Source organism: Sphingomonas silueang (assembly GCF_040049155.1).
Lineage (GTDB): Bacteria > Pseudomonadota > Alphaproteobacteria > Sphingomonadales > Sphingomonadaceae > Sphingomonas > Sphingomonas silueang.
Window position 1 is genome coordinate 281,223 of sequence record NZ_JBDZDK010000003.1, and the last position, 22,053, is coordinate 303,275.

At 69.0% G+C, this 22,053-nt stretch carries 17 protein-coding genes and 1 tRNA gene; 11 read left to right on the forward strand and 7 right to left on the reverse strand.

Features of this window, described 5'->3' with window-relative positions; all coding sequences use genetic code 11:
- Nucleotides 1-156: 156 nt before the first annotated feature.
- Both ABLE43_RS05115 and ABLE43_RS05120 read left to right on the forward strand, forming a co-directional pair.
- A complete protein-coding gene (locus tag ABLE43_RS05115) occupies nucleotides 157-1,770 on the forward strand; it encodes a hypothetical protein (RefSeq protein ID WP_348977399.1) in 1,614 nt (537 codons plus the stop codon).
- A gap of 105 nt (nucleotides 1,771-1,875) precedes the next feature.
- Entirely contained in the window at nucleotides 1,876-4,710 is a 2,835-nt protein-coding gene (locus tag ABLE43_RS05120; RefSeq protein ID WP_348977400.1) for a TonB-dependent receptor domain-containing protein, read from the forward strand.
- Between the two features lie 335 nt (nucleotides 4,711-5,045).
- On the opposite strand, the gene ABLE43_RS05125 is transcribed toward ABLE43_RS05120, so the two are convergent.
- Entirely contained in the window at nucleotides 5,046-5,711 is a 666-nt protein-coding gene (locus ABLE43_RS05125; RefSeq protein WP_348977401.1) for a prolyl hydroxylase family protein, read from the reverse strand.
- A gap of 81 nt (nucleotides 5,712-5,792) precedes the next feature.
- On the opposite strand from ABLE43_RS05125, the gene ABLE43_RS05130 reads away from it, so the two are divergent.
- The 8 genes from ABLE43_RS05130 (at nucleotide 5,793) to ABLE43_RS05165 (ending at nucleotide 11,943) form a co-directional block, all read left to right on the forward strand.
- Nucleotides 5,793-5,869 (forward strand) — tRNA-His (locus ABLE43_RS05130).
- Between the two features lie 24 nt (nucleotides 5,870-5,893).
- On the forward strand, nucleotides 5,894-6,943 hold the full coding sequence (locus ABLE43_RS05135) for a Glu/Leu/Phe/Val family dehydrogenase (RefSeq protein ID WP_348977402.1): 1,050 nt from the start codon (nucleotides 5,894-5,896) through the stop codon (nucleotides 6,941-6,943).
- Nucleotides 6,944-7,197: 254 nt separating this feature from the next.
- Complete coding sequence (gene ccmC, locus ABLE43_RS05140) at nucleotides 7,198-7,926, forward strand: heme ABC transporter permease CcmC (RefSeq protein ID WP_348977403.1); 729 nt, start codon at nucleotides 7,198-7,200, stop codon at nucleotides 7,924-7,926.
- 100 nt (nucleotides 7,927-8,026) lie between these two features.
- Nucleotides 8,027-8,452 (forward strand): cytochrome c maturation protein CcmE, encoded by a 426-nt coding sequence (gene ccmE / locus ABLE43_RS05145; RefSeq protein ID WP_348977404.1) that lies wholly within the window; start codon nucleotides 8,027-8,029, stop codon nucleotides 8,450-8,452.
- Nucleotides 8,449-10,365, forward strand: a complete 1,917-nt coding sequence (locus tag ABLE43_RS05150; RefSeq protein ID WP_348977405.1) for a heme lyase CcmF/NrfE family subunit — start codon at nucleotides 8,449-8,451, stop codon at nucleotides 10,363-10,365. Before ccmE ends, ABLE43_RS05150 begins: the two co-directional genes overlap by 4 nt.
- Complete coding sequence (locus ABLE43_RS05155) at nucleotides 10,362-10,886, forward strand: redoxin family protein (protein ID WP_348977406.1); 525 nt, start codon at nucleotides 10,362-10,364, stop codon at nucleotides 10,884-10,886. The genes ABLE43_RS05150 and ABLE43_RS05155 overlap by 4 nt, the downstream gene beginning before the upstream one ends.
- Nucleotides 10,883-11,284: a cytochrome c-type biogenesis protein gene (locus tag ABLE43_RS05160; RefSeq protein ID WP_348977407.1), complete on the forward strand. Its 402-nt coding sequence runs from the start codon at nucleotides 10,883-10,885 to the stop codon at nucleotides 11,282-11,284. The genes ABLE43_RS05155 and ABLE43_RS05160 overlap by 4 nt, the downstream gene beginning before the upstream one ends.
- A complete protein-coding gene (locus ABLE43_RS05165; protein WP_348977408.1) occupies nucleotides 11,248-11,943 on the forward strand; it encodes a tetratricopeptide repeat protein in 696 nt (231 codons plus the stop codon). The genes ABLE43_RS05160 and ABLE43_RS05165 overlap by 37 nt, the downstream gene beginning before the upstream one ends.
- Nucleotides 11,944-12,009: 66 nt before the next feature.
- Here the strand turns inward: ABLE43_RS05165 and ABLE43_RS05170 are convergent, their stop codons facing one another.
- Genes ABLE43_RS05170 through ABLE43_RS05185 form a run of 4 tightly spaced genes read right to left on the reverse strand, consistent with a single transcriptional unit; the run spans nucleotide 12,010 to nucleotide 15,661 of the window.
- Complete coding sequence (locus ABLE43_RS05170) at nucleotides 12,010-12,231, reverse strand: DUF3072 domain-containing protein (protein ID WP_348977409.1); 222 nt, start codon at nucleotides 12,229-12,231, stop codon at nucleotides 12,010-12,012.
- A 51-nt stretch (nucleotides 12,232-12,282) separates the two neighbouring features.
- Nucleotides 12,283-13,506 carry a kynureninase gene (kynU, locus tag ABLE43_RS05175; protein ID WP_348977466.1) on the reverse strand — a complete coding sequence of 408 codons (1,224 nt, stop codon included), beginning with the start codon at nucleotides 13,504-13,506 and terminating at the stop codon, nucleotides 12,283-12,285.
- Complete coding sequence (locus ABLE43_RS05180) at nucleotides 13,506-14,330, reverse strand: tryptophan 2,3-dioxygenase (RefSeq protein ID WP_348977410.1); 825 nt, start codon at nucleotides 14,328-14,330, stop codon at nucleotides 13,506-13,508. Before ABLE43_RS05180 ends, kynU begins: the two co-directional genes overlap by 1 nt.
- Nucleotides 14,330-15,661 (reverse strand): dicarboxylate/amino acid:cation symporter, encoded by a 1,332-nt coding sequence (locus ABLE43_RS05185; RefSeq protein ID WP_348977411.1) that lies wholly within the window; start codon nucleotides 15,659-15,661, stop codon nucleotides 14,330-14,332. Before ABLE43_RS05185 ends, ABLE43_RS05180 begins: the two co-directional genes overlap by 1 nt.
- Before the next feature lie 103 nt (nucleotides 15,662-15,764).
- Here ABLE43_RS05185 and alaS point away from each other — a divergent pair, with 103 nt between their 5' ends.
- Complete coding sequence (gene alaS, locus ABLE43_RS05190; protein WP_348977412.1) at nucleotides 15,765-18,413, forward strand: alanine--tRNA ligase; 2,649 nt, start codon at nucleotides 15,765-15,767, stop codon at nucleotides 18,411-18,413.
- A 476-nt stretch (nucleotides 18,414-18,889) separates the two neighbouring features.
- On the opposite strand, the gene ABLE43_RS05195 is transcribed toward alaS, so the two are convergent.
- Together ABLE43_RS05195 and ABLE43_RS05200 are read right to left on the reverse strand one after the other, a co-directional pair.
- Nucleotides 18,890-20,665 (reverse strand): cation:proton antiporter domain-containing protein, encoded by a 1,776-nt coding sequence (locus tag ABLE43_RS05195; protein WP_348977413.1) that lies wholly within the window; start codon nucleotides 20,663-20,665, stop codon nucleotides 18,890-18,892.
- Nucleotides 20,666-20,772: 107 nt separating this feature from the next.
- The gene (locus tag ABLE43_RS05200; protein ID WP_348977414.1) at nucleotides 20,773-21,993 is read right to left on the reverse strand and encodes an NADP-dependent isocitrate dehydrogenase; all 1,221 of its coding nucleotides are present in this window, start codon (nucleotides 21,991-21,993) and stop codon (nucleotides 20,773-20,775) included.
- Nucleotides 21,994-22,053 lie beyond the last annotated feature (60 nt).

Genomic DNA, 22,053 nt, shown 5'->3' on the forward strand with positions numbered 1-22,053 from the left:
TGCGATGTAACAATTACGCCATCATTGTTTCGCCGAAACGTCATCGAAATCGCACCGTAGCGTCACGGAGTACCCCTAACGGCCATCGCGTGGATCGGCCGAAGGGGGAGCCTTGGACGATCAAAACGACCAACAACGTTTCGGGAGTTCTCGGTGATGGCCAGCAGCACGCGCTTCGGCTTTATTCTCATGGCTTCGACGGCCGCGGCCGCGCTTGGCGGTTGCAGCGGTGCCGACGGCGTCGCCTCGCCGGGTGCAGGCAGCGTGAACATCACCGTTCCCGCCCCCGCGCCGACGCCCACGCCGACCCCGGCGGCCACGCCCTCGCCGCTGACCGCCGCGCAGTTCGCCGCGCAGACGACCGTCAACGGCATCACCGTCACGTCGGACGAACAGCTCGCGATCGTGAACGCGGGCACCAACAACAATGTCAACGGCACCAACGTGCTGAACGGCGTCTATCCGATCAGCGCGACCTCCGCCGTCACCGCGACCGACCCGTCGTCGATCGACAGCTTCTTCACCAGCACCAACTATGTCGGCGCGCTGAACGGTCCCTCCGACACGTCGTTCCAGGGCTGGACCTGCAACTCGACCTCGGCGCAGTTCGGCGGCAGCAGCACGTCGTGCACCGCGGTCCCGGCGGTCGGCAGCGGCGGTTCGAGCGCGACCTGCCCGACCGGCACGATCGACGACGGCGTCGTCTCGACCTTCAAGGCGTGCCGCCTGCCGACCAGCATCACCGCCAACCTGACGCTGCCGAAGATCGCGGGCGTGTTCTACCGCCTGCGCGGCCAGACCGAGGTCGGCACCGACCTCGGCACCACCGGTGCTTCGGGCGTGACGCTGACGATCGAGCCGGGCGTGGTGATCGCCGCCGATTCGTCGGAAGCGACCAACGACCTGCTGCTCGTCAACCGCGGCTCGAAGCTGAACGCGATCGGCACGCGCGACCTGCCGATCATCTTCACCTCGCAGCAGAACCTCGCGAACAACGGCGTGTCCGACGCGACGCAGGGCCAGTGGGGCGGCATCATCCTGCTCGGCCGCGCGCCGACCGCGGTATGCGCCACCGGCACCGGCCCGAACAACGCCGCCGGTTCGTCGACTACCTGCCAGCTCGCGATCGAGGGCGTGACCGGCCGCTTCTACGGCGGGCCGAACGCCGCCGACAGCTCGGGCCAGATGTCGTACGTCCAGATCCGCTACTCGGGCATCGCGATCAGCGACGGCAACGAGTTGCAGGGCCTGACCCTCGGCGGCACCGGTTCGGGGACGATCATCGATCACGTCCAGAGCCACAATTCGGCCGATGACGGCATCGAGATCTTCGGCGGCACCACCAACCTGAAGTATATCGCGATCACCGGCGCCGACGACGACGGGTTCGACATCGACAACGGCTATCGTGGCTTCATGCAGTTCATGATCGCGGCGCAGCGCGTGATCGGCGCGACCGCCGACTCCTTCTCGACCGAGATCGACTCGAACAACGCCGAGGACCTGCTGCCGCGCACCTACAGCACCTATGCCAACTTCACCTTCGTGCAGACGGCGGCGGCCCCGGCGGCGATCCGCCAGCGCGGCGGTTCGGACATGCGCTACGTCAACGGCATCGTGAAGACCCCGGCGGGTGTCCCCTGCATCAACCTGATCGCGGGCGAGACCGGTGCGACCGATCGCTCGACGATCCGCGCGGCGGACTCGACCAAGCAGGACGCCGGCCCGCCGGTGTTCCGTTCGGTCTATTTCAGCTGCCAGGGCCGCTGATCCGCGGCCGATCGCTGATCCAGCGATGACACGCCGATGCCGGGGCGGGCCGATACGCCCGCCCCGGCATTCGCTCTTTACGCTATCCAAGGGGGAGCCCCGGTCATGCAGCACCGTCGCGCCTATGCTACTCTTCTTCTCCTGACGTCGCAGCTGGTCGCGCCCGCCGTGCTGGCCCAGACCGCCGCATCGCCCGCCGCGCCGTCGCCCGCCGCGCCCACGCCACCCGTCGTGCAGACCGGCACCCGGCCCGATCCGAACCAGCCCGCAGTCGAAACGCCCGCCGCCGATCCGGCGACCGGCGTGCAGGAAGGCGTCGAGGTATCCTCGCCCGGCTTCGATCAGGACACGGCGGAGGAGATCGTCGTCGTCGGCCGCAACATCCCCAATGTCGTCCGCGCCACGCCGCAGGTCGTCTCGGTTCTGTCGGAAGCCGACATCGCCCGCACCGGCGACGGCGACATCGCGGGCGCGCTGACCCGCGTGACCGGCCTGTCGGTCGTCGGGGGCGGCTTCGTCTATGTCCGCGGCCTTGGCGATCGCTATTCGTCGTCGCTGCTCAACGGATCGCCGCTGCCCAGCCCCGAACCGCTGCGCCGCTCGGTCCCGCTCGACATCTTCCCGACCTCGATCGTCGGCTCGGCGCTGGTGCAGAAGACCTATTCGGTCAACTTCCCCGGCGAATTCGGCGGCGGCGTCATCAACCTGACGTCCAAGGCGATCCCGACCAGGAATTTCGTGTCGATCGGCGGCACGGTCAGCGCCGATACGGTGACGACCAGCGAACTCGGCTATGTCTATGCCGGGGGCAAGGCCGACTGGACCGGCTATGACGACGGGACGCGCGGCGTGCCGGACTTCATCCGCAACGCCGACAAGGGCAGCGGCATCATCCCGGTCGATCAGGTCGCCCGCCTGTCGAACGCGCGCACCACGCTGCTCCAGGTCAACAACCAGCTGCCCGCCAATTTCTCGGGCGAGATCTCGGGCGGCTCGGTCTATGATGTGGGCGGCGGGCGGCTCGGCCTGGTCGGGTCGGTCGGGTTGTCGAACACCTTCCGCACCCGCGATGCGATCCAGCAGGATTCGGTCAGCGACAACGGCAACATCCGCAACGATTTCCGCACCGTCCTGACCGACAACCGCATCGTCGCCAACGCGCTGGTCGGCGTGGGGTATGAGATCGACCGCAACACGATCCGCTGGACCAACGTCTATATCCACGACACGCTGAAGCAGGGTCGCCTGTCCGCCGCCGAACAGTATAACAACCCCAGCGGCCTGCGCCTGCAACAGAACACCAACTGGTTCGAGCGCCAGCTGATCGAGAGCCAGCTGGTCGGCGAGTTCAAGCTGACCGACGCGATCAAGTTCGACGCACGCGGCGCCTATGCCAATTCCAGGCGCAACGCACCGTACGAGCGGCAGTTCGACTATCTCTGCTCGAACCGCACCACCAACGGCCTGTCGATCGAGGTCAGCGGCGCGCCGGTGTCGCAGGGGTTCAACTGCGCCGGGGCGTATCAGGTCACGCAGCGCTTCTCGCCCTTTGCCAGCGTGGTGTTCAGCGACCTGAACGAGGATCTGTTCACCGGCCAGGCCGATCTGTCGGTCAAGCTGCCGACCGACCGCCCGATCACGCTGTCGACCGGCTATTTCTATTCGGACACCGACCGCACCTCGCGCCGGCTCCAGTTCAACTATCAGACCAGCAACGGTGCGGGCACTGCGCCGGGCTTCCCCAACAACCTGCTGCGCCCCGACTATCTGCTCGGACCCGACTCGCTCTACAATGCGTGCCCGTTGCAGGGGCAGGGGGCGTGCACGATCGAGTTGCAGTTCAACACCCCGCTCGGTGCCTATGCCTATGACGCTTCGCTCGCGATCCATGCGGGCTATGTGCAGGGCGAGGCGGAGATCGCCGACGGGCTGCGCGGCGTCGTCGGCGTGCGCTATGAAACCGCGAAGGAGGAGGTGACGCCGATCGGCACCGCCACGACCACGCTGGACAATGATTACTGGCTGCCCGCGGTCACGCTGACCTACAACTTCACCAATAACATGCAGCTGCGCCTGAGCGGGTCCAAGACCATCTCGCGCCCGCAGTTCCGTGAGCTGGCCCCGCAGCAGTTCCGCGATCCCGACAGCGACCGGCTGTTCTTCGGCAACCCGTTCCTGACCGATACGCAGCTGTACAACGGCGAAGCGCGCTACGAATGGTTCTTCGGGCGCGACCAGCGCCTGACGCTGGCGGGCTTCTACAAGCGGATCGACAATCCGATCGAGCAGGTCGGCTTCTACACCGGATCGGACGACCGGTTGCAGACCGGCTTCACCAACCTGCCGAAGGCGACGCTGTACGGCGGCGAGTTCGAGGTGCAGAAATATCTCCCGCTCGATTTCCTCGGCGGCGACTTCTTCTCCACGCGCCGCGCGCTGGTGCTGGTCAACTACACCTATACCAAATCGCAGATCACCGCCGACGACAGCTGCGTGCCCAACGTGCTCAGCCAGACGCTGGGCGGCTGCCCGACCGGCTTCGGCCCCGCCGCGCTCCAGTTCCGCGACGGCGCGCCGCTGACCGGCCAGTCGGACCATCTGGTCAACGTGCAGCTGGGCCTCGAGGACACGGCGACGCTCTCGCAGCTGACGCTGCTGTTCAACTACGCCAGCGACCGCGTGACCAACCGCGGCCCGTCGAACCTGTCGGGGCAGGGGTTCCAGCCCGACATCGTCGAGCGTCCGGGCATCCGGCTGGACGTGGTGGGCCGTCAGGGCTTCGAGCTGGGCGGCGCCCGTTTCGAGCTGAAGGCGGAAGCGCGCAACCTGACCGGCACCCGCTTCAACGAGCGCCAGACGTTCGCGGGCGGCAACACGGTCTACATCAACCGCTACGATCTGGGCCGGGTGTTCTCGCTGGGGCTCACCGCGTCGTTCTGATCTTCGGTTGCGGATCAAGGGAGGGTCCGGGCGCGGCGGTGCGTCCGGCCTTTCCTGTTACGGCGCGGTGGATCGGGTTCACGCGAAGGCGCGAAGGCGCGACGAAGAGTAGATTTCGCGCAGAGGCGCAGAGGCGCAGAGAGGTTGCGTCTTTGGTGAACGGCTCGCGAACGGGAGACTGTCGTCCGGCTGTTCCCTGATGCAAGGCCGCTTGCGCGGCGGGACGCCATCCCGGAGCGAAACCTCTCCGCGCCTCTGCGCCTCTGCGCGAAACGAACTTTCTTCTTCTTCGCGTCTTCGCGCCTTCGCGCGAAAATCAGATTTCCTGCGACCGACTACCCCCACACCCGCTCGCGAAACCACTTCGTCAGCACGTATTTGGTGCCCTCGCGCACCTTCATCCCGTGGTGGATCGTCGCCGGATTGGGCGTCCCGTCCTCGCGCAGGTCGTTCCACGCCAGCAGCTTGCCCGTCTCCGGCTGCACGATCTTGTCGATCGCCTTGAACCGCGTCGCGCCGCCCGCGGCCGGTTCGTTGAGATAGAGCATCACGGTCCACGTCCGCTGCCCCGCGACCGAGCAGAAACGGGCGAAGTCGCGCCCCTGCGGATCGAAATAATCGGTGTGCGCCTTGAACTCCCGCCCCACCGCATAGCGTTGCCCTTGCAGCGGCTCGCCATGCGCGGGGTCCAGCCCGCAGAAGTCGAGGATCAGTGATTCGACTGCCGCGACCACCGGATCGGCGGGATCGAGGTCGCACGTCTCGCTGGTGCGGAACGTCGGGTCGCCGTTCGCATCGGCGATGGTCGAGGGGCGGCGCTTCGCATCGATTCGCTCGATCAGCGCGGCGCACAGGTCGGCGGGCACCGCCGCGCGGCGGATGAACAGCGACAGCTTGGCGCTCGGCACCCGCTGTACGCCGCCCTGCGCCAGGATATGGTCGACCACGGCCCGCGCGGGATAGCCGGAGCCCAGCACGGGGCGCGAAGGAGCATCGTTCATACCGCGATCCCTGCCAGATCGCATGCGCGCACGCTACGGCTTGACCGCCGCGTTCCGCCCCGCTAAGCGCGCCCTTCCACGGCGACCGTAGTTCAATTGGTTAGAGCGCCGGCTTGTGATGCCGGAAGTTGCGGGTTCAAGTCCCGTCGGTCGCCCCATCCTTTCTCAGCGCTGGAGCCATCGTGCAGACCGATTGGGGCTATCCCGACTTCGACGACCACGAGGGCGTCCACCTGTTCTCCGACCATGCGACCGGCCTGCGCTGCGTGATCGCGGTGCACTCGACCGCGCTCGGACCGGCGGCGGGCGGGGTGCGCTTCTGGCGCTATGCCGACAGCCGCGCGGCCGTCACCGATGCGCTGCGCCTGTCGCGCGGCATGAGCTTCAAGAACGCGATGGCCGGTCTGCCGATGGGCGGCGGCAAGGGCGTGGTGCTGGCGCCGGAGGGCGGGGTGAAGACCCCCGAACTGCTCGCCGCCTTCGGCCGCGCCGTCGAATCGCTCGGCGGGCGCTATGTCACCGCCGAGGATGTCGGCATGTCCGAAGCCGACATGATCACCATCTCCGGCGCCACGAAGTACGTCTCGGGCCTGCCGGTCGCGGCTGGCAATGCCGGCGGCGATCCGGGGCCGTTCACCGCGATGGGCGTCTATCTCGGCGTGCGCGCGGCGGCGAAGCGGGCGCTGGGCAGTGGCGACATGCGCGGCGTGCGGGTCGCGATCCAGGGTGTCGGCTCGGTCGGCGGCGGGCTCGCCCGGCTGCTGGCGAAGGACGGCGCGGTGCTGACGCTGGCCGACGTGAACGAGGCGAAGGCCGAGGCGCTGGCGAGCGAACTGGGTGCGGCGACCGCCGATCCGGCGAGCGTGCTGACGATGGACGCCGATATCGTCAGCCCCAATGCGCTGGGCGCGGTGCTCGATGCGGCGACGATCGATTCGCTGCGGGCAAAGGCGGTGGCGGGCGGCGCCAACAACCAGCTCGCGACCGCGGCGGACGGCGCGCGGTTGCAGGATCGCGGCATCCTCTATGCCCCCGATTACGTCATCAACGCGGGCGGCATCATCAACGTCGCGCTCGAATATCTGGGACAAGGCGACCGTGCCGAGGTCGAGGCGCGCATCGCCCGCGTCCCCGAACGCCTCGAACAGGTATGGGACGAAGCCGCCGCCACCGGGCGCAGCCATGCGGAAGTTGCCGACAGCATCGCGAAGCGGCTGATCGGGCGGGGCTGAGCGTCACGAAGTCCCCCGTTCGCTTCGAGTAGCCGTCGGGCCGGTCGATACGGCGTATCGAGAAGTCGGCTCCCCGGGCACGGACTTCTCGATACGGGCTCTCGACAGGCTCGATCCCTACTCGAAGCGAACGGGGTGGGGATTCGGGGTGGATAAGGCAGCCATCTGCCGTACCCCCGCGCGGGCGGAGGACCGGAACTCGCCCCCACATCCCATTGCCCTCCACGCCCCCGCGCCCTAGACAGGCGGCAACCGTGGCCAATCTGCACACCCTCGCCAATCCCCGGCGCTTCCTGTCGATCGCGCGACCGCTGACACCGCTGCTGGTGTGGGGCGGGCTGCTGCTGTTCGGCTTCGGCTGCTGGGCGGGGCTGACGCAGACCCCGCCCGACTATCTGCAGGGCGAGAGCGTCCGCATCCTCTATATCCACGTCCCCGCCGCTTGGCTGGGGATGGGCGGATGGTCGGCGCTCGCCGTCGCCAGCATCGCGCAGCTGGTGTGGCGGCATCCGCTCGCCGGGGTCGCGGCGCGGGCGGTGGCGCTGCCCGGCGCGGTGTTCGCCGCGGTCTGCCTCGTCACCGGATCGATCTGGGGGCGGCCCACCTGGGGGACGTGGTGGCAGTGGGACGGGCGGCTGACCTCGATGCTGCTGCTGTTCTTCGTCTATCTCGCCTATCTGGCGCTCGCCCGCGCCGATGCGGAGCGTGACGGCGACGGGCGCATCCCCGCGCTGTTCGGCATCGCGGGCAGCGCGCTGCTGCCGGTGATCCGCTATTCGGTGCTGTGGTGGCAGACGCTGCACCAGGGGCCGAGCATCACGCTGACCAAATCGAGCATCGACCCGGCGATCCTGTGGCCGCTGGGCTTCACCGCCGGGGGGGCGAGCCTGTTGTTCGGCGGCATCGTGCTGATGCGGATGCGCGCCGAACTGGCGCGGATCAAGGCCGAGGCGCGGCTGCGGCGACGGGCGGCGCGCCCGTGAACCACTGGCCCTTCATCGCCGCCGCCTATGCGGTCGGCATCGGCGCGCCATTGGCGCTGACGATCGCCGCCTGGATCGCGATGCGCCGGGCGGAGCGGCCGTGAGCCCGAAGAACCAGCGGCTGACGCTGATCCTGCTCGGCCTCGCCGCGCTGGTCGGCGCGGTGCTGCTCGCCATGTCGGCGCTGGGCGATTCCGCCGCCTTCTTCTACGCCCCCGCCGATGCCGCCGGGGCTCCCCGCGACAAGGCCGTGCGGCTGGGCGGCATGGTCGCGCCCGGATCGGTCCGCCGCGCGGCGGACGGCGTCACCATCGACTTCACCGTCACCGACGGCAAGGCGAGCGTCCCCGTGCGCTTCGCCGGAATCGTCCCCGACCTGTTCCGCGAGAACTCCGGCGTCGTCGCCGAAGGACGGTTCGTGGGCCAGGGCTTCGTCGCCGACAATCTGCTCGCCAAGCATGACGAACGCTATATGCCGCCGCAGGCCGCGGGCAGCATGCACCAGAGCGAAAGCCTGAAGCGATGATCGCGGAAGCGGGGCTGGCCGCGCTGTGGCTGGCGGCGGCGATGGCGCTGCTGCAACTGGCGATGGCGGCGATCGGCCTGCGCGCCCGGCCCGATGCGCCGATCGCCGGGCAGTTGCTCGCCGCCGTCCGCCCGGTCGCGATCGTGCAGGCGCTGCTGGCGGCGGGGGCCTTCGCCGCGCTGCTCGCGGTGTTCGCGCGCACCGATCTGTCGGTGCTGCTGGTGGCCGAGAACAGCCACAGCGCCAAGCCGATGCTGTACAAGGTCGCCGCGACCTGGGGCAATCACGAAGGGTCGATGCTGCTGTGGGTGACGGTGCTGGCGCTGGCAGGCGGCGGCATCGCGCTGTTCGAGCGGGTGCTGGGGCCGCGCACCCATGTCGCGACGCTGGCCGGGCAGGCGGCGATCGCGCTCGGCTTCTATGCGTTCCTGCTGATCGCCTCCAACCCGTTCGCCCGGCTGTCGCCCGCGCCCCGGGACGGGCTGGGGCTGAACCCGTTGTTGCAGGACCCCGGCCTCGCCTTCCATCCGCCGACGCTGTATCTCGGCTATGTCGGGCTGTCGGTCGCCTTCTCGTTCGCGATCGGCGCGCTGGTGACGCGCGACGTGGGGCGCGATTTCGCCCGCGCGATGCGGCCATGGGTGCTGGCGGCATGGGTGTTCCTGACGATCGGGATCACCGCGGGCAGCTACTGGGCCTATTACGAACTCGGCTGGGGCGGCTGGTGGTTCTGGGACCCGGTGGAGAATGCCTCGCTGATGCCGTGGCTGGCGGCCACCGCCCTCCTCCATTCGGTGACGGTGCTGGCGAGCCGCGACGCGCTGCGCGCATGGACGGTGATGCTGGCGGTCGTCGCCTTCTCGATGTCGATGGTCGGCACCTTCCTCGTGCGATCGGGTATCCTCACCAGCGTCCATGCCTTCGCGGTCGATCCCGGCCGGGGGAGCTTCATCCTCGCGCTGCTGGTGCTCTATATCGGCGGCGCGCTGGCATTGTTCGCGTGGCGGATCGGGACGGTGCGGCAGGGCGCGCTGTTCGATCCGGTCAGCCGCGAGGGCGCGCTGGTGCTCAACAACCTGCTGCTGTCGGTCATCCTCGGCATCGTGCTGATCGGCACGCTCTATCCGCTGGTGGCACAGGCGTTCGGGGTGCAGTTGTCGGTCGGCCCGCCCTTCTTCAACAAGGCGGCGGGGCCGGTCGCGCTGGCGCTCGTCGCCGCGACCGCATTGGGGCCGAGCCTGCGCTGGCGGCGGGACAAGGGCGCGTCGGTGCTGCGGCGCATGGCGCTGCCGATCGGGGCGACGCTGCTGACGGCGCTGGTGCTGGCGGTGGCGAGCGATGCGGGGATGCTGCCGGTGCTCGGCCTGTCGTTCGCGGCCGGGCTGGCGGTGGCGAGCGTCCTGCCGCTGACCCAGCGGGTGCCGTGGCGCACCCCGCTGTTCACCTGGGGGATGGTCGTCGCGCATCTGGGCGTCGCGGTGAGCATGGCGGGCATGGCGGCGGACAGCGCCTTCACCGCCGAACGCCTCGTCGCCGCCGCGCCCGGCACCACCACCGCGATCGGCCCGTTCGCGGTGCGGTTCGACGGGATCAAGCCGGTCGTCGGCCCCAACTGGTCGGCGGTGCAGGGGCGGCTGACCGTCAGGCGGGGGCAGGGCGCACCGTTCACCGTGCTGCCCGAGCAACGCTTCTTCAGCAGCCCGCCGACCGAGACGAGCGAGGCGGCGATCACCAGCTTCGTCGACGGGCAACTCTATGTCGTGCTCGGTCGCGACGACGGCGCGGGGCGGCGGCAGCTTCGGCTGTGGTGGAAGCCGTTCGTCACGCTGATCTGGGCGGGCGGCGGACTGATCGCGGCAGGCGGCTTGCTGTCGCTCATCGGGCGCGTGTGGCGCCGGCGGCGGCGGGCATGAGGCGCGGTCTGCTCTGGGCGCCGCTGGCCGCCTTCGTCCTCCTCGCCGTGCTGTTCGCCTGGGGCCTGCCGCACGGGCAGGAGCAGCAGGTGCGCTCGCGGCTGATCGGGCGGGCGCTGCCGACCTTCGCGCTCGCCCCCGCGCTGCCGACCAAGCCCGGCCTCGCCAGCACCGATTTCCGGGGCGCGCCGCGCCTGCTCAACGTGTTCGGCAGCTGGTGCGTGCCCTGCGCCGCCGAGGCCCCGCAACTCGCCCGGCTGAAGGCGGCGGGCGCGCGGATCGACGCCATCGCCATCCGCGATACCCCCGCTGACATCGCCCGGTTCCTGTCCGACTATGGCGATCCCTATGCCGCGATCGGCGACGACCGGGCGAGCGCGGTGCAACTGGCGCTCGGATCGTCGGGCGTGCCCGAAACGTTCGTGATCGACCGGCAGGGTCGCATCGCATGGCAGCATATCGGCGCGATCCGCGACGAGGATGTGGCCGTGCTGCTGGCGCAACTGGAGCAGGCGCGATGAAGTGGCTTGCCGCCCCGGCGCTGCTGCTCGCCGCCCCCGCCGCCGCCCAGTCGCGCGTGCCGCCCCCGGCGCTGGCCGACACGCAACTGCCAGACCCCAAGCGCGAGGCGGAGGCGAAGGCGCTGATGGAGACGCTGCGCTGCCTCGTCTGTCAGGGGCAGTCGATCGCCGACAGCGATGCCGACATGGCCGCCGACATGCGCGCGCTGGTCCGCAGCCGCATCGCGGCGGGCGACCGGCCACCGGCGGTGCGCGACTGGCTGATCGAGCGCTACGGCGATTACGTCAGCTACGATCCGCCGCTGTCGGCGGCGACCGGGCCGTTGTGGCTGGCCCCGATCCTGTTGCTCGGGGTCGGCGGATGGATCGCGTCGCGGACCTTGCGGAGGCGGCGATGAGCGGGTGGCTGTGGCTGTTGCTGCTCGGCGGCGCGGCGTTCGCGCTGCTGCTGGCGATGCGGGTCGCGCGTCCGCTGTGGAGCTTCGTCGGCGCGGCGCTGATGCTGGCGGCGGCGGGCTATGCGTGGCAGGGCCGCCCCGGCCTCACCGGGCAGCCGCGCGGGGCGGAGCGGGTGCGCCTGCCCGACGACCTTGCCGCCGACGAGCTGCGCGATGCGATCTGGGGGCGCTTCACCTACGACTATGCCTATGCCGTCGCCGCCGATGGCCTGGCGCGCGCAGGCGCCACCGAAGCGGCGGCGAGGGCGGTGCTCGGCGGGTTGCAGGGCGCGCCGCAGAGCGGACGGCTGTGGACCCGGCTCGGCACCGCGATCCTCGCACATGACGGGGGGCAGGTGCTCTCGCCCGCCGCGCGGATCGCGTTCGGGCGCGGCATCGCCCTCGCGCCCGATCATCCGGGGCCGTATTTCTACTATGGCATGGCGCTGGTGCAGACCGGCGATCTGGCCGGCGCGAAGCAGGCGTGGCTGGCGGCACTGCGCCGCACCCGGCGCGATGCGGGATATCGCGAGGATCTGGCGATGCGGCTCGTGCTGCTCGACCGGCTGATCGCGATGGAGCGGGGTCGGTCGGGGCGGGGCACGGTCCCGCATCGGTAACGGGGGTTTCGATGTTCCTCCCCTCCCTTCCAGGGAGGGGAGCGGTCGAATCGCAAGCCCCCCCGGTCAGCCCGCCCCGCGTCCGGTCTTTTCCTGCAACGCATCGATCCGCTTCGACGCATCGGCCTTGGTCAGCGAATCGTCCAACGGCTCGCCCGCTTCCTCGCTCAGCGTCTTGAGATAGGACGCCTGCGCGCCGGTCATCGGCTCGTCGCCGGTGGTCCAGTCGTCGGGGTCCTTCTCGGCATTGGAGAAGGGTTCGCTCTTGGGATTGTGCGCGTCGGTCATGGGACGAATTCCTTTCGCCGCGACCAACCGCCATGTTCCATTTTCGTTCCGTCAGGTGACGGCGTTGCGCACCCGAAAACGCGGGTCGTCCCAGCTGCGATCGGCCATGATCCCGGCAAGCACCTCGACCGCCCGCCACAGATCGGCATGGCTGTTGTAGAGCGGTGCGAACCCCAGCCGGATCACGTCGGGCGCGCGGAAATCGACGATCACGTCGCGTTCGATTAGCGCCTGCGCGATGCCATAGGCCTCCGGGTGACGAAACGACACATGGCTTCCGCGCAGCGTCGCATCGCGCGGCGACACCAGTTCCAGTTCGCCGCATCGTTCGGCGACCAGTTCGATGCACAGGTCGCCCAGCGCCCGCGACTTCGCCACCACCTCGGCGAAATCGACCTGCTCGAACAGCGCGACCCCGCTCTCAAGCGCGGCGATGCCGAGGATCGGCGGCGTCCCGCACTGGAACCGGGCGATGCCGGGGGCGGGGGCATAGTCGTCGCCGAACGCGAACGGCCGGGCATGGCCCATCCACCCCGACAGCGGCGAGCGCAGCGCCGCCTGATGCCGTTCCGCGACATAGAGGAACGCGGGCGCGCCGGGGCCGCCGTTGAGATATTTGTACCCGCACCCGACCGCGAGATCGGCGTTGCAGCCGTTCAGGTCCACCGGCACCCCGCCGACGCTGTGGCTCAGGTCCCACAGCACCAGCGCGCCCTTCGCCTGCGCGGCGGCGGTGATGGCGGCCATGTCGAGCATCGCCCCGGTCCGGTAATGGACATGGGTCAGCAGCACGACCGCCGTATCGTCGTCGATCGCCGCGACGATCTGCCCGGCAGGCACCGTCCGCACCTGCGCGTCGCCCACGCTCCATGCGGCACCGTCGGCCATGTACAGGTCGGTCGGGAAATTGCCCGGCTCCGACAGGATCGTCCGCCGCCCGCCTTGCGCCTTCAGCGCCGCGACCAGCAGCTTGTAGAGATTGGCCGAGGTCGAATCGGTCACCAGCACCTCATGGGCCTTCGCTCCGATCAGCGGCGCGATCCGCCCGCCGACCCGCGCGGCCGCGCCGATCCAGTCATGCCGGTTCCAGCTGCGGATCAGCCCCTCGCCCCATTCGCGCGTTACCACCGCCTGCACATGGTCGGGCGTGGCGCTCGGCAGCGCGCCCAGCGAATTGCCGTTCAGATACACGAGCCCCTCGGGCAGCGCGAACTTCGCGCGCATCGGGCGCAGCGGATCGGCGGCATCGCGCGCCGTCGCGGTTTCGAGGTCGATCACAATGCCACCCGTACGCTCAGCAATTCGGGAAAGAAGCCTTCGTCCAGCACCCTGGCCAGATAGGGCACGCCCGCCGTGCCGCCGGTGCCGCGCTTGAAGCCGATGATCCGCTCGATCGTCTTGAGATGTCCGAACCGCCACAGCTGCACGCGGTAATCGAGGTCGACCAGCTTCTCCGCCAGCTCGTACAGGTCCCAATGGCGATCGGGCTGCTCATACACCTGCCGCCACGCGGCCTCGACCGCCGGGGACGCGACATAGCGCCGGGTAAAGTCACGCTCCAGCCGGTCGGCCGGAATCGCGAACCCCCGTCGCGCGAGGAGCCGCAGCGCCTCGTCATACAGGCTCGTCTCGGCCAGCGCCGCGCGCAGCACGGCCTGCGCCGCATCGTCGCCGTCATGCGCCGCCAGCATCGCGGCATTCTTCGCGCCGAGCATATATTCGAGCAGCCGGTACTGCACCGACTGGAACCCCGAACTGCCGCCCAGCCGCCCGCGCATCGCCGAATAATCCGCCGGGGTGATCGTCGCCAGCACCTCCCAGCTCTGGATCAGCTGCTGCTGCACCCGCGCCACCCGCGCCATCATCTTGAACGCCGCGCCCAGCCGATCCCCGATCAACGCCGCGCGCGCCGCCGCCAGCTCGTGCAGGCACAGCTTGATCCACAGCTCGGACGCCTGGTGGATGACGATGAACAGCAGTTCGTCATGCGTGTCCGACAGCGGCTCCTGCGCGCCCAGCACCCGGTCGAGCCGCAGATAGCTCGAATAGGTCGGGCCGTCGCGCGGCGGGGCGGGGCGGTCGGCCTCGCGCGTTTCCATCAGTGCTTGCCGAAGTCGCGGAAGCTGTCGGGCACGTCGTCGCGCGGATGGCCCGACGGCGTCGGCAGCGGCTCGATCACCGCCGGTTCGGGCCGGTCGAACCCGCCCTCCCACTTCGCCACCACCGATGCGGCGATGGCGTTGCCGATCACGTTGGTCGCGGTGCGCCCCATGTCGAGGAAGTGATCGACCGCGAGGATCAGCAGCAGCCCGGCCTCCGGAATCTTGAACATGCCGAGCGTGGCGGCGATCACCACCAGGCTGGCACGCGGCACGCCCGCGATCCCCTTCGACGTGACCATCAGCACCAGCAGCATGGTGATCATCTGCCCCCAGTCGAGGTCGATGCCGTAGGCCTGCGCGATGAAGATCGACGCGAAGGTCATGTACATCATCGACCCGTCGAGGTTGAACGAATAGCCGAGCGGCAGCACGAAGCTGGCGATGCGCGGCGGCACCCCGAAGCGGTCGAGCGCCTCCAGCGTGCGCGGATAGGCGGCTTCCGACGACGCGGTCGAGAAGCCGAGCAGGATCGGATCGCGCAGATAGCGCAGCAGCATGCCGACGCGCGGCCCGATGACGAGGAAGGCGACGCCGATCAGCACGCCCCACAGCACGGCAAGGCCGAGGTAGAAGCTGCCCATGAAATAGGCGAGGTCGCCGATGACCCCCGGCCCCCGCTCCGCCAGCGTGCCCGCCACCGCCGCGAACACCGCGATCGGGGCAAGCCGCATCACATAGTCGGTGATCTGGAGCATCACCGCGACCAGCCCCTCGAGCGCGCGGACCAGCGGCGCGCCCTTCTCGCCCACCGCCGTCAGCGCGACGCCGACGAAGACCGAGAAGACGACGATCTGGAGGATCTCGTTGGTGGCCATCGCCTCGAAGCTCGACGCGGGCACAAGATGCGTCACGAAGTCCTTGAGATTGAACGACGCCTTCGCCAGCCCCGCATCCGCCGCGACCGGCGGCAGCGGCAGCCCGAGGCCGACGCCCGGCTGCAACAGGTTGACCAGCAGCAGCCCCAGCGTCAGCGACACGAGGCTGGCGCCGACGAACCACGCCAGCGAGCGCAGGCCGACCCGGCCCAGCGCCGAACTGTCGCCCATGTGCGCGATCCCGACGACCAGCGTCGAGAACACCAGCGGCGCGATGATCATCTTGATGAGCCGCAGGAACAGCGACGTCAGGATCGAGAAATAGCCCGCGATCTCCTTCAGCCGCGCGGTGCCCGCACCGCCGCCGTCGTCGATCCCCGCGTTCAGCGCCCAGCCGAGCACGAGGCCCGCCACCAGCGCGATGAGGATATAGGTCGTGAGCCGCTTGGCCATTCAGAAACATTCCCGGGTCGATTGCGCGCGCAAAGGGACGGGATTGTGCCGCCCGGGTCAACCCCCGCTTGGCAAGTCGCCCGTCGCTGCGTATCGAGCGGCCATGACCTCGACCAACGATGTACGCCGCTCGTTCCTCGACTTCTTCGCTGGGGAAGGCCACGCCCGCGTGCCCTCGGCGCCGCTGGTGCCGCAGAACGATCCGACCCTGATGTTCGTGAATGCGGGCATGGTGCCGTTCAAGAACGTGTTCACCGGCCTCGAGACGCGGCCGTACGTCACCGCCACCTCGTCGCAGAAATGCGTGCGCGCGGGCGGCAAGCACAACGACCTCGACAATGTCGGCTATACCGCGCGGCACCACACCTTCTTCGAGATGCTCGGCAATTTCTCGTTCGGTGACTATTTCAAGGAACAGGCGATCCTAAACGCCTGGACGCTGCTGACCCGCGACTGGGGGCTTCCGGCGGAGAAGCTGACCGCGACCGTCTATCACACCGACGACGAAGCGTTCGCCCTGTGGAAGAAGATCGCGGGGCTGCCGGATCACAAGATCATCCGCATCCCGACCAAGGATAATTTCTGGGCGATGGGCGACAGCGGCCCGTGCGGTCCCTGCTCCGAAATCTTCTACGACCACGGCGACCATATCCCCGGCGGCCCTCCCGGCAGCCCGGACGAGGACGGCGACCGCTTCGTCGAGATCTGGAACCTCGTGTTCATGCAGTTCGAGCAGGACGCCAACGAGATCGTCGGCGAACTGCCGAAGAAGTCGATCGACACCGGCATGGGGCTGGAACGGATCGCCGCCGTGATGCAGGGCGTCTCGGACAATTACGATACCGACACGTTCAAGGCGCTGATCGCCGCGTCGTGCGAGCTGACCGGCACCCGCGCCGAAGGGCCGACCCAGGCCAGCCACCGCGTCATCGCCGATCACCTGCGGGCCTCGGGCTTCCTCGTCGCCGACGGGGTGCTGCCCGCGAACGAAGGGCGCGGCTATGTGCTGCGCCGGATCATGCGTCGCGCGATGCGTCATGCGCATCTGCTGGGCGCGAAGGACCCGCTGATGCACCGCCTCGTCGGGTCGCTGGTGTCGGAAATGGGCGCGGCATACCCCGAGCTGGTGCGGGCGCAGCCGCTGATCGAGGCGACGCTGCAACAGGAGGAGACGCAGTTCCGTCGTACCCTCGACAAGGGGCTGAAGCTGCTCGACGAGGCGACCGCGGGCATGGATGCCGGGGCCACGCTGCCGGGCGAGACCGCGTTCAAGCTCTACGACACCTATGGCTTCCCCTATGACCTGACCGAGGATGCGCTGCGGGCGCAAGGGTTCGGCGTCGACCGTGCCGGTTTCGACACCGCCATGGCCGAGCAGAAGCGGGCGGCACGCGCCGCATGGAAGGGTTCGGGGGCCAAGGCGTCCGACGACGTGTGGTTCGACGTGCTGGAGACGGCGGGGCCGACCGAGTTCATCGGCTATTCGGTCGAGGCGGGCGAGGGGCAGGTCGTCGCGATCGTGAAGGACGGCGCGCGGGTCGACAGCGCGCAGGCGGGCGACGAAGTGCTGGTGCTGACCAACCAGACGCCCTTCTATGCCGAAAGCGGCGGGCAGGTCGGCGACGCGGGCACGATGACCACCGAGGCCGGGCTGGCCGCGACCGTGACCGACACCGCCAAGCAGCTCGGCAAGCTCCACGCCCATGTCACCACGATCGATTCGGGCACGCTCAGGGTCGGCGACAGCGTGGCGCTGACGATCGACACCGCACGGCGCGGCGCGATCCGCGCCAACCATTCGGCGACGCACCTGCTGCACGAGGCGCTGCGCCAGCGGCTGGGCACCCATGTCGCGCAGAAGGGATCGATGGTCGCACCCGAACGCCTGCGCTTCGACTTCTCGCAGCCATCGCCGATCGCGGCGGACGCGCTCGCGCTGGTCGAGGCCGACGTGAACGCGCAGGTGCGCGGCAACGGCGGCGTCACCACCCGGCTGATGACCCCCGACGATGCGATCGCGATGGGCGCGATGGCGCTGTTCGGCGAGAAATACGGCGACGAGGTCCGCGTCGTCTCGATGGGCGAGGATGCCGAAGGCACCTATTCGATCGAACTGTGCGGCGGCACCCATGTGAAGGCGCTGGGCGAGATCGGCGTGTTCAAGATCGTGTCCGAGGGCGCGGTATCCTCGGGCGTGCGCCGCGTGGAGGCGCTGACCGGCGAGGCCGCGCGCCAGTGGCTGGGATCGCGCGACGCCAAGCTGCGCGAAGCCGCTGCCGCGCTGAAGGCGACCCCTGACGAGGTGCCCGCCCGCGTGGCGCAGCTGGTCGAGGACCGCCGCCGGTTGGAGCGCGAGCTGGCCGATGCGAAGAAGGCCCTTGCGATGGGCGGCGGGGCAGGGGCGGCCCCCGCCGGTCCCGAACAGGTCGGCGACATCGCCTTTCTGGGGCAGGTCATCGACGGCCTCGATGCCAAGGCATTGCGCGGCACGATCGACGAGGCGCGCGCCCGCGTGCCCTCGGGCGTGGTCGCGCTGGTGGCGGTCAACGACGGTCGCGCCTCGGTCGGCGTCGGCGTGTCGAGCGACCTGACGGGCCGCATCAGCGCGGTCGATCTGGTCAAGGCGGCGGTGGCGGCCTTGGGCGGGCAGGGCGGCGGCGGCCGCGCGGACATGGCGCAAGGCGGCGGGCCGGACGGATCGAAGGCGGACGAGGCGATCGTGGCGATCCGCGCGCTGCTGGCGGCGCGCTAGGCGCGATCGACACTCGGCGATACGCCTGCACTTTCGTCATTCCCGCGCAGGCGGGAATCCATAGCCGCTGACGTTTCGATCGGTTTCGCGACGCCGGCGCATATGGACTCCCGCCTGCGCGGGAGTGACGACAGGAAGATGGAGCGGTTTTCCCGGTTCAGCGAACGGAATGTCGATCGGCCCTGGACGTCGGCGGGATTGGTCGGAACCGTTCGTCCTGAGCAGCCGCTGCGCGAAGCCGAAGCGGCGTATCGAGGGACCGCTTGGGCCAAGCGCTTCGATACCGGACTTCAGCTTTGCTCCGTCCCTGCCCGGCACGAACGGCGCTGCCGCAATGCATCAGGCTCGAAACCATTTTCCTACACCCGCCCGGCGCAGCTAGTCTGTCCGCCGGGGTTTCCGCATGCAGACCGTACCGCAGCCTCGAAAAGGTGCCAAAACACGGCGCGTTAGTGTAAACTTTGTAAACTTCGGCTTCAGCCCGTCTCGCCCACGCGCCGCAGCCGCCGGATGCGCGGCTCGCGCTCGAGGCTGGCCTGTTCGCGGATCGACTGGCGGAGTTCGTCGCGCTTCTCGTGGATCGACGCGATCACCGGGCCCATCGCCACGCCCAGATCGACCAGCACCGCCTCGGAGAGTTGCAGCGACGATTCGAGCGTCTCGGGCACCGCGTCGCTGACCCCGGCGGCGTACAGCTCCGCCGCATGCGCCGCATCGCGTGCGCGGGCGAGGATCGTCAGGTTCGGCACCCAGCCGCGCACGCGCCGGGTGAGGCGCACCGTCAGCACCGGATCGTCCATCGTCAGCACCAGCGCGGTCGCCCGGCCCAGATCGAGCCGGTCGACCAGTTCGGATCGCGACACGTCGCCGAACAGCACCGGATGCCCCTCCGCCCGCGCCTGCGCGACATTGTCGATATCCGAATCGACCGCGATGTAGCGCTTGCCGTGGGTCTGGAGCATCTCCGCCACCAGCCGCCCGACCCGGCCGAAGCCGATGATGACCACGCCCGCCCCCTCCGGCGTCGGCGCGGGCGGCTCCTCGCTGCCGGTGCGCCGCTCGATCCGCCGCGACGCCCGCTTGCCGAGCATCGCCAGCAGCGGGGTGATGGTCAGCCCGATCGCGGTGACCGTCTGCCAGAAGGCGGCGGTCGACGGCAGGATCAGCTGCGCCTGCGTGGCGGCACCCAGCACGATCAGCGTGGTTTCGGATGGGCTGGCCATCAGCAGCCCCGTCTCGGTCGCCGTGCCCGGCCGCACCCCGTTCAGCCACAGCAGCCCGCTCGTCACCAGCGCCTTGACCACCACCACGCCCGCGATCGCGCCCAGCAGCGAACCCCAGTTCTCGATGATGGTCGCGATGTCGAGGCTCATGCCGATGGTGATGAGGAACACGCCGAGCGCCAGCCCCTTGAACGGCGCGGTGATGACCTCGACCTCGTTGTGATATTCCGTCTCGGCGATCAGCAGCCCGGCGAGCAGCGCCCCGACGATCGGCGACAGCCCCGCCGCCGTCGTGACGAGGCTGGCGACGATCACCACCAGCAGGCTGGCCGACAGGAACAGCTCGGGGCTCTTGGTCCGCGCCGCCTGCGCGAACAGCTTGGGGAGGATCAGCCGCCCGGCGATATAGAGGCCGACGACACTCAGGCCGCCCCACATCGCGGTGGTGGCGAGGTTGGTCCAGCCGTCGTCGCTGGCGGTGGGGGCGAGCGCGCCCAGCGCGAAGATGATCGGGACGAGCGCCAGATCCTCGAACAGCAGCATGGCGAAGGCGGTGCGCCCGACCGGCCCGGTCGTCCCCGCCATCGGCAGCACCAGCGCGGTCGACGAGAGTGCGAGCGCAAGGCCGAGGCCGATCGCCCCCGCCGTCCCCTGACCCATCAGCATCAGCGCGATGCCGATCAGCAGTCCCGATCCGATAAGTTCGGCGGCACCCAGACCGAACACCAGCCGCCGCATCGCGATCAATCGCTTGAACGACAGCTCCAGCCCGATCGAGAACAGCAGCAGGATGATGCCGAACTCGGCGAACGGCTCGATCGAATGGCGATCGGTGATGGTGACGTGGTACAGCCACGGCAGGCGTGGCACCAGCGCACCCAGCCCGAACGGGCCGACGGCCACGCCGACGAGGATGAACCCGATCACCGGGTTGACGCGGAAGCGGGCGAAGGCGGGGATGACGAGGCCCGCGGCCCCCAGGATGACCAGCGAATCGCTGAACGGCGTGGAATCGATAGGAAGCGGCATAGACCTATTGTTGCGGACCCGACACGTCGGGGGCAACCGCCTAACGCAACGACGGCGCCCGTTCCTGTGGAACGGACGCCGCCATTTCGCCGATCGGAACGCGGGGCTTAGCCTTGCGCGCCCATCGCCGCCTCGAGGTTGACGCGAACCTGTTCGAAGAACTGCTCGGTCGTCATCCACGGCTGGTCCGGGCCGATCAGGATCGCGAGATCCTTGGTCATGTGGCCCGCCTCGACCGTCTCGATGCAGACCTTCTCCAGCGTTTCGGCGAACCTGGTGACTTCGGGCGTGTCGTCGAACTTGCCGCGATACTTCAGGCCGCCGGTCCATGCGAAGATCGACGCGATCGGGTTGGTCGAGGTCGCCTTGCCCTGCTGGTGCTGGCGATAGTGGCGGGTGACGGTCCCGTGCGCCGCTTCCGCCTCGATCGTCTTGCCGTCCGGCGACATCAGCACCGAAGTCATGAGGCCGAGCGAGCCGAAGCCCTGTGCCACCTGGTCCGACTGTACGTCGCCGTCATAGTTCTTGCAGGCCCAGACGAACTCGCCGTGCCACTTGAGCGCCGATGCGACCATGTCGTCGATCAGGCGGTGCTGGTACTCGATGCCCGCTGCCTGGAACTGGTCCTTGAACTCGGTCGCGAACACTTCCTCGAAGATGTCCTTGAAGCGCCCGTCATAGGCCTTGAGGATGGTGTTCTTGGTCGACAGATACACCGGCCAGCCGCGGCCGAGGCCATAGTTCATCGACGCGCGCGCGAAGTCGCGGATCGATTCGTCGAGGTTGTACATGCCCATGGCGACGCCCGCGGCGGGGAAGTCGAACACTTCCTCCTCGATCACCTGCCCGTCGGTGCCCTCCCACTTCATGGTCAGCTTGCCCGCGCCGGGCACCTTGAAGTCGGTCGCCTTGTACTGGTCGCCGAACGCATGGCGGCCGACGACGATCGGCTTGGTCCAGCCCGGGATCAGGCGCGGCACGTTGGAGATCACGATCGGCTCGCGGAACACCACGCCGCCGAGGATGTTGCGGATCGTGCCGTTGGGCGAGCGCCACATCTTCTTCAGGCCGAATTCCTCGACGCGCTGCTCGTCGGGGGTGATGGTGGCGCACTTCACGCCCACGCCGTACTTCTGGATCGCCTTGGCGCTGTCGACGGTGATCCTGTCGTCGGTCTCGTCGCGCTTCTCGATGCCGAGGTCGTAATAGTCGAGGTCGATCTCGAGATAGGGCTGGATCAGCCGCTCGCGGATCCATGCCCAGATGATGCGGGTCATCTCGTCGCCGTCGATCTCCACGACGGGGGTCTTGACCTTGATCTTCGCCATATAGCTGCTCTCGATATCGTTGGAGTTGGACGGGCCTTAAGCGGTAGCCGCGGTGCGATC